At 64.2% G+C, this 6,712-nt stretch carries 4 protein-coding genes; 1 reads left to right on the forward strand and 3 read right to left on the reverse strand.

Annotation, left to right across the window (positions count from 1 at the left end; genetic code table 11):
* Positions 1-67 precede the first annotated feature (67 nt).
* Entirely contained in the window at positions 68-283 is a 216-nt protein-coding gene (locus F3J19_RS28055; protein WP_167049000.1) for a YXWGXW repeat-containing protein, read from the forward strand.
* A gap of 100 nt (positions 284-383) precedes the next feature.
* On the opposite strand, the gene F3J19_RS28060 is transcribed toward F3J19_RS28055, so the two are convergent.
* The 3 genes from F3J19_RS28060 to F3J19_RS28070 all read right to left on the reverse strand — a co-directional run bounded on the left by F3J19_RS28060 (position 384) and on the right by F3J19_RS28070 (position 6,536).
* Positions 384-2,834 carry a membrane-bound PQQ-dependent dehydrogenase, glucose/quinate/shikimate family gene (locus F3J19_RS28060; protein WP_167049002.1) on the reverse strand — a complete coding sequence of 817 codons (2,451 nt, stop codon included), beginning with the start codon at positions 2,832-2,834 and terminating at the stop codon, positions 384-386.
* 445 nt (positions 2,835-3,279) lie between these two features.
* Positions 3,280-4,659: a galactosyl transferase GMA12/MNN10 domain protein gene (locus F3J19_RS28065; protein ID WP_167049004.1), complete on the reverse strand. Its 1,380-nt coding sequence runs from the start codon at positions 4,657-4,659 to the stop codon at positions 3,280-3,282.
* A gap of 59 nt (positions 4,660-4,718) precedes the next feature.
* Entirely contained in the window at positions 4,719-6,536 is a 1,818-nt protein-coding gene (locus tag F3J19_RS28070; protein WP_167049006.1) for a tetratricopeptide repeat protein, read from the reverse strand.
* Positions 6,537-6,712: the final 176 nt, after the last annotated feature.

Below are 6,712 nucleotides of genomic sequence, written 5' to 3' on the forward strand. Positions count from 1 at the left end.
CAACGAAGACGCGGCCACAAGCCGTGTCCGTACGTGTCCGTATCCGAACAAAAGAGGAATCGACGATATGAAAACCAAAGCGTCTCTGATCATGGCCAGCGCACTGGCTGCGGGCGTTCTTCTTTCCGGCTGTGTCGTGGAGCCCGTGCGTCCGCCTCAACCCGCGCCGGTGGCCGAAATCGTACCGGCTGCGCCCGCACCGGGCTATGTCTGGGTCAAGGGTCACTACCGCTGGGAAGGCAATCACTGGCAGTGGGTGCCGGGTCACTGGCGGCCGGTCTGATCCTGCGCGATCGATGCGAAGCCGGCCGCCTTCAGTGCTTCGCAAGCGTGATTCGAACCGCGCGTGCCGCACCGCCAGCCGCGCCGGTTCGACTACTCGACTACTGCGACGCCCCGCCCGATATCGCACTGTCCGGCAGAGCATACGCCACGAGTGCATCGCTGGCCGGCGTGCGCATGAAGTGATGCCCCCCCGCCATGATGACCAGATACTGCTTGCCGTTGACCGAATAGGTCATCGGCGTCGCCTGTCCGCCGCCCGGCAGCAGATCGCTCCACAGCATCTTGCCCGATTTCAGGTCGAACGCATGGATCAGGTTATCCGTTGCGGCGCCGGCGAATATCAGGTTGCCGCCCGTGACGATCGGCCCGCCGTTGTTCGGCGTGCCGACTTCGATCGGCATATAGGTTGGCAATCCAAACGGACCGTTCGCCCGTGCGGTGCCGAACGGATGCTGCCAGATGACCTTCTGCGTATGCATGTCGATCGCGGTCATCATGCCGTACGGCGGTTCGTTGCACAGGACCTGCGTGAGCGGCATCAGGAACGGCTGCACGTCCACGCCGTACGGCGTATCGGCCATCGCCCCAGGGCCTTCCGCGCCGGATTTGTCGGTATGGCGCGGATCGTCGATCGAATACAGCCCCATGGCGTCGGACTGCTTGCGGGACAGCAGCCGGTCGTACATCGGCGTGTTGTTCCAGTTGGCGATCAGGACGCCCCTCGTCCGGTCGTAGGCGACGCTACCCCAGTCGACGCCGCCGTTGTATCCCGGATACTCGATCCACGACTGGCCGACCATCGGCGGCGTAAACTCGCCGACATAGTGCGCCTGGCGGAATTTGATCCGGCAGTACAACTGATCGAATGGCGTCATGCCCCACATCGTCCTTTCCTGCAGATCGGCAAACCCGAGGCGCGGCATCCCGGTCGACCACGGCTGCGTCGGCGTACGCGGATCGTTCGGCACGTTGCCCTGCGGCGCCGGCCGCTCCTCGACGGGCAGCAGCGGCTGGCCGTTGCGACGGTCCACCACGAACAGCTGGCCGCGCTTGGTCGGGATGACCATCGCCGGCACCGGGCCACCCGGCCCCGGAAAATCGAACAGCGTCGGCTGCGAACCGATGTCGTAGTCCCACACGTCCTTGTGAGCGGTCTGAAATACCCAGCGCTCCTCGCCCGTTGCCGCATCGAGCGCCACGATCGACGACGCGACGCGATTCTCGGCGGGCGTGCGCATGGCGCTGTAGTAGTCGGCCGCCGAGTTCCCGGTCGGCACATAGACGAGACCGAGCTTGTCGTCGCCCGCCATCGGCCCCCACGAATTCGGCGTGCCGCGGCTGAATTCCTGCCCGACGCCAGGCTCGCCATGCTGGCCCGGACGATTGACGTCCCACGCCCATTTGAAGGCGCCCGTATCGGCGTCGAAGCCGCGAATCACGCCCGACGGCGCCCAGCGGCGCTGGCCGTCCAGCACCTCGTGATTGGCCACGATGGTGTCGTTGACGATAACGGGCGGCGACGTCATCGCGACGAAGCCCGGCACGGTCTTGCCGAGTCCGTCGAGCAGACTGACCTGGCCATGCTCGCCGAAGCCTTCGCACGAGGCCCCCGTGGATGCGTCGACGGCGATCAGACGGCCGTCGATCGTCCCCTCGATGATTTTCTCGTGACACGGCTGGCCCGTGGAAATCGTCTGCGATACATAGTGTTCGAGGCCGCGGCAGGCGGCGGTATAGGGCACGCTCTTATACTGCGTCCCGACGTCGTGAGTCCAGATTGCCTTGCCGGTGGTCGGGTCGAGCTTCGCCAGATTGTTGGTCGCGGTGCACAGATAAAGGCCGTCGCCCACCTTGATCGGCGTCATTTCGGCCGCCCACTTGTTGACCTTGCCCTTGGGCGGCAGATCGCCGGTGTGGTAGACCCAGGCAACCTGAAGCTGTTTCACATTGCCGGGGTTGATCTGGTCGAGCGGAGAATAACGGGTGGCGTCGGTATCGCGGCCGTAGTGAGTCCAGTCGGCATCCGGTTGCGGCGCATGTAACTCGTCCCCGGCGACGAGCGGCGTATCCGGCATTGCCGTCGCGGACAGATAGCTCTGCTGCGGAATGAACGACAGCGCAAATGCGGTGCCCGCAAACACAATGCAGATGCCTGCAAGGATCTTGGCCAAACCACGGTAATGCCCGCTTTGTCCCGCTCGGTCGGCCAGCCGCGGCAGCATCAGCGCGACGAAGAACGCAAGGCCCGTGAGGAAGCCCATGCGCGGCACCCATCCCCATAAGCGCAGTGCGGTTTCGTAGAGCGTCCAGAGCAGCGTAATCAGATAGACGATGCCGAATATCCCTGCGCCTTTCAGGCTTCGAAACCACAGCAGCACACCGGACCAGATGAGCAGAATGCCGGCGAACACATAGTACGGACTGCCATGCAGCGCGAGAAGCCAGCCGCCGCCGAGAGCCATCGCGAGTCCGCTGACCACGATGATGACGGCGATGATGCGATCCCAGATGAATGGGAATCTGTTGGGTTCAGGCCTTGTGTTATTCATCGTATTCTCCAGATTCATACCACGTCGCTCCGTGCTTCAGTACGGCATCGGAGTATGAGCACACGCTACGGATCGGTTACCACGACACCTCTCTACTGTTTTCCAACTGCGAAACGGGACGCTCCCCTATGCTTGCCTGTTGCTTCCCGGTTATTTCCCGGTTATTTCCCGGTTATTTCCCGGTTATTTCCCGGTTATTTCCCGGTTATTTCCCGGTTATTTCCCGGTTATTTCCCGGTTATTTCCCGGTTATTTCCCGGTTATTTCCCGGCTGCTTCCCGGTTGTTTCCAGTCCATTTCCGATGTCCAGCGCCAACACCGGCGTCATACGCGCAGCAGGTGCGCACGAGCACGCGCCTGCGTGAGAATTGCTGCGGAACCGCGTGAGCCAACAATTGGCCGAGAAGAGACATACCGATGTCCCGGAAGAGTGTTGGAACCCGCGTCATTTCTCCTGTCGTTGCGAATCACGCACGAGACGCCGGGCTTCGTCGTACGCCATGACGAGCGTGCGCATCTCCGTCCACATGCCGTAGTAGTGCGCGATAAAACTGTCCGGACCGACCATGAACCACGGCGTATTGATGACGAGCGGACTCAGAATGTCCGCCTCGTCGAGCAAGCCCGACTGTTTCATCGCTTCGATGAAGTAGAACTGGTCGCCGTTGTGCGCATACACGGACGACCGATCGGCCAGGCCGCGAATGCGCGCCTTTAGCCCGCGCAGCATCGCCGCGTTTCCCTCGGTACGGCGGAATCCCATCACGCCCGAATTGAACGGCCATTGCCCGATGTCGCGCGCGAGCAGACGATCGCGGCCGCGCAGCAGATCGTCGATGGGCCGCTCGTGATCGAGGATCAACACATCCGCATCGACCCAGATGACCCATTCGTGGTGCGGCAGATAAGCGTCGAGAAGCCACGGCTTGAACCAGTTCCCGGTTCCCGACAGGCCGATTTCAGCCGGCGTGTCGCGATACACGTAAAACGTGTAGCCATGCCGCTCGCAGTACTGCCGCAGATTGCTTTCCGCGATGCCGCCATAGCCGGCAATGCCCGGCGTATAAAGCATGACGAACGCGACGTCCTTGGCGGACACATTGCCGGGCGCGTTTTGAGGCGCGTTGTGAGGCGCATAGGTGCTGCGATCGGCCGAGGCATCGACAGCCGGCGTCTCGAACGAGAAAGGCGCAAGCCCCCGGAGCCCCGACATTTCCAGGTGAGCGCACAGAATCTCGCGAATGCGCGGCGCGGCACTCGCTTCGGATGGCGAATCATGCAGATCGCCCAGACTGAGCGCAAACGTCGCCGCGCGCCGCCAGTACGGATCGATGTTGGCGCCCGCGTGCATCACCGCATACAGGTCGTCGATCCGCTCGTGCCACGGATGTACCGGTTCATCTCCCAGCACGGTCGCGGCATCGACGAACGGCTCACCGCCGAGCCTGCAACGCTGCATGATCCGGTAGATGCGCTCGCGCGTCGCGGGTGTGTTGCGCCAGAACTGCACGTCGGTCTGCGGCCGGCCTTTCTCGACGCCGACCAGCAGCGCGTCCCGCCCCGCCATCAGCCGGTCGAGCGCATGCGGCTCGACGACGAGCCCATCCTCGCCCAGCAACAGAACGATCCCGTCTGCCGGACAGCCGTCGAGCGCATGCAGCAGCGCTTCGTAGCAATGCAAGGTCTGGACCTGGGCGCTGCGCGGCCCGTCCGACGCATCGACGCATACGCGGCGATAGCCGTGCGTGTCGGCATAGCGCGCGTGATTGGCAAACGCCGTCGGCGCATGGCCGGTCAAGAAACTCAGAACACAATGCGATCGCATCTGGCACTCTCCAAATTGTCGATCGTGACGGGATGGCCTATGTGGTGATCCTTGCCGGCTCACGCATCGACGGGCGCCACGTCGGACAGGCCGGCCGCGACTCGCGTCAGATCGACGGCCACCCGTTCCACGACAGGTTCCCACTGCCGGTACGCGCTCTGCCGATAAAGCTTCAGGCCCGGATACCACGCGCTGTCGGTACGCTCCGTCGACCAGACCCAGTGCGGATTGACGTCCAGCAACAGCCATGTCGGCACGCCGAGCGCGTCGGCGAGATGCGCCACCGACGTACAGACCGTCACCACGAGATCGAGCGTCGACAGCGCCGAGGCGGTGTCGTCATACGATCCCCATGCCACGGTGGGGTCTTCGATGGACAGCCCCGCATGCCGCATCGCCGCGACATCGTCGGCGGCATCGACCTGCAGACACATGAACTCGACGCCTTCGACGCCATGAAATGCACGCGCATAAAGCAACGGATCGATCGCACGCAGCGGATTGCGCTGATGCGTACGGCTGCCGCTCCAGACGAGCCCGACGCGCAGAGGCCGTTGTGCGCGCGGCCCCGCGCTCCGGCGCGCGACGGGATCGGAAGCGGGCTTCAGATAATGCGCGGCATCGGCGAGACGATCCTCTGTTACGCCAAGCACGAGCGGCAGGCTGCCGAGCGGCAAATGAAAATCGTGCGCCGGAAGAACCGCCGTATCGTGCGGCACGATCTCGTCGACACTCTCCACGAAGCTGCGCGCGAACAACGGCAGCAGTTGCGAGAAACAGCAGTAGACGAGCCGTCCTCCTTCCTCGTGAACGCGTGCCGCGATCCGTGGCAGGAAGCGCGCGAACTGGATCGCATCGCCATTCCCCTGCTCGCCCCACACGAACAATGTGCGGCCCTTGAACGATTCGCCATTCCAGCGCGGCGACGGCAGGTTCGGCACCGCGTCGCGCAACTCGCGCGAGCCGAACCAGCGTGATTCGTGGTTCGCCCAGCCGTTCGCGTAATCGCCCTGTGCCAGTTGCAGCATGGCCAACGCCCAGATGACCAACGGATTGGCCGGGTCCAGTTGCCCGGCGCGCTGCGCGACAGCCAGCGCGGCATTCCATTGCTGCCGTTCCTTCAGGACCTGCACGCGGGTCACAAGCGCCACCGGGTAATCGGGCGCCAGCGTGCAGGCGCGTTCGGACGCGACTTCCGCGCCGGCGAGATCGCGCAGGCCGAGCAGGACGACCGACAGATTGTTCCAGGCCAGCGCATTCGCCGGCTCGCGCACCAGAAGCGGTTCGAGAATCGCTTTCGCCCGCGGCAGATTGCCGAGTTCGATATGGGCCGCCGCGGTGTTGTTCTGCAGCATCGATACAGCCGGGTCGAGCCGGTCGGCCTTCGCATACGCCGCGAGAGCGGCATCGTGCCGGCCCACGCGCTGATACAGCAGGCCAAGCTGGAACCAGCCCAGTGCATTGGCGGGCTGTGCCGCGCAGAAGCGGGTCGCCACGTCGAGCATGTTCGGGCCGTCCGGCTGCCCCATCTGCAACTCGATCCATTCGAGCACCCACGTCTCGCCATCCGGCATGTTTCGATAGGCGCGCGCATACCAGCCGTTCGCGGCAAGCGGATCGCCCGCCGCTGTGGCCTGCCTCGCGCGCTCCAGCAACGCGAGGCCGTTGTTCGCGTCGAGCGCGAGCGCCCGGTCCGCGAGCGCGGCCGCCCTGGACGGGTGACCACGCATGCGCATGATGCGGCTCGTGATCGCCAGCAGCGAAGCATCCGTCGACTCCAGCGTGCCGTGGCCGTCGATCAGTTTCGCCGCACCGATCAGGTCGCCGCGATCGAGCAGGCGTTGTGCCTGTACGGAAACAGGCTGTTGAACCGTCATGGCTCGCCCCTCGCGTCTTCGATCATGATGTCCGGGCTGGAGCGGATTCCAGCTGCAGCAGCAACCCGTCATAGCGCGCCACGACTTCGGCGTTCGTCGACAGATAGCGCGCGATGATGCGGCGCTGACGGTCCCGATACCCTTCCCAGTCGGCATCGTGATGGCGGATCGCCTGC

The sequence above is a fragment of the Burkholderia sp. Ax-1724 genome (genome assembly GCF_011752995.1).
GTDB lineage: Bacteria > Pseudomonadota > Gammaproteobacteria > Burkholderiales > Burkholderiaceae > Paraburkholderia.

Bases quoted from the DNA above. Each gene is read 5' to 3' on its own strand.
- F3J19_RS28065 (WP_167049004.1), bottom strand. From the start codon at position 4,659: ATGCGATCGCATTGTGTTCTGAGTTTCTTGACCGGCCATGCGCCGACG.
- F3J19_RS28070 (WP_167049006.1), bottom strand. From the start codon at position 6,536: ATGACGGTTCAACAGCCTGTTTCCGTACAGGCACAACGCCTGCTCGAT.
- F3J19_RS28060 (WP_167049002.1), bottom strand. From the start codon at position 2,834: ATGAATAACACAAGGCCTGAACCCAACAGATTCCCATTCATCTGGGAT.
- F3J19_RS28055 (WP_167049000.1), top strand. From the start codon at position 68: ATGAAAACCAAAGCGTCTCTGATCATGGCCAGCGCACTGGCTGCGGGC.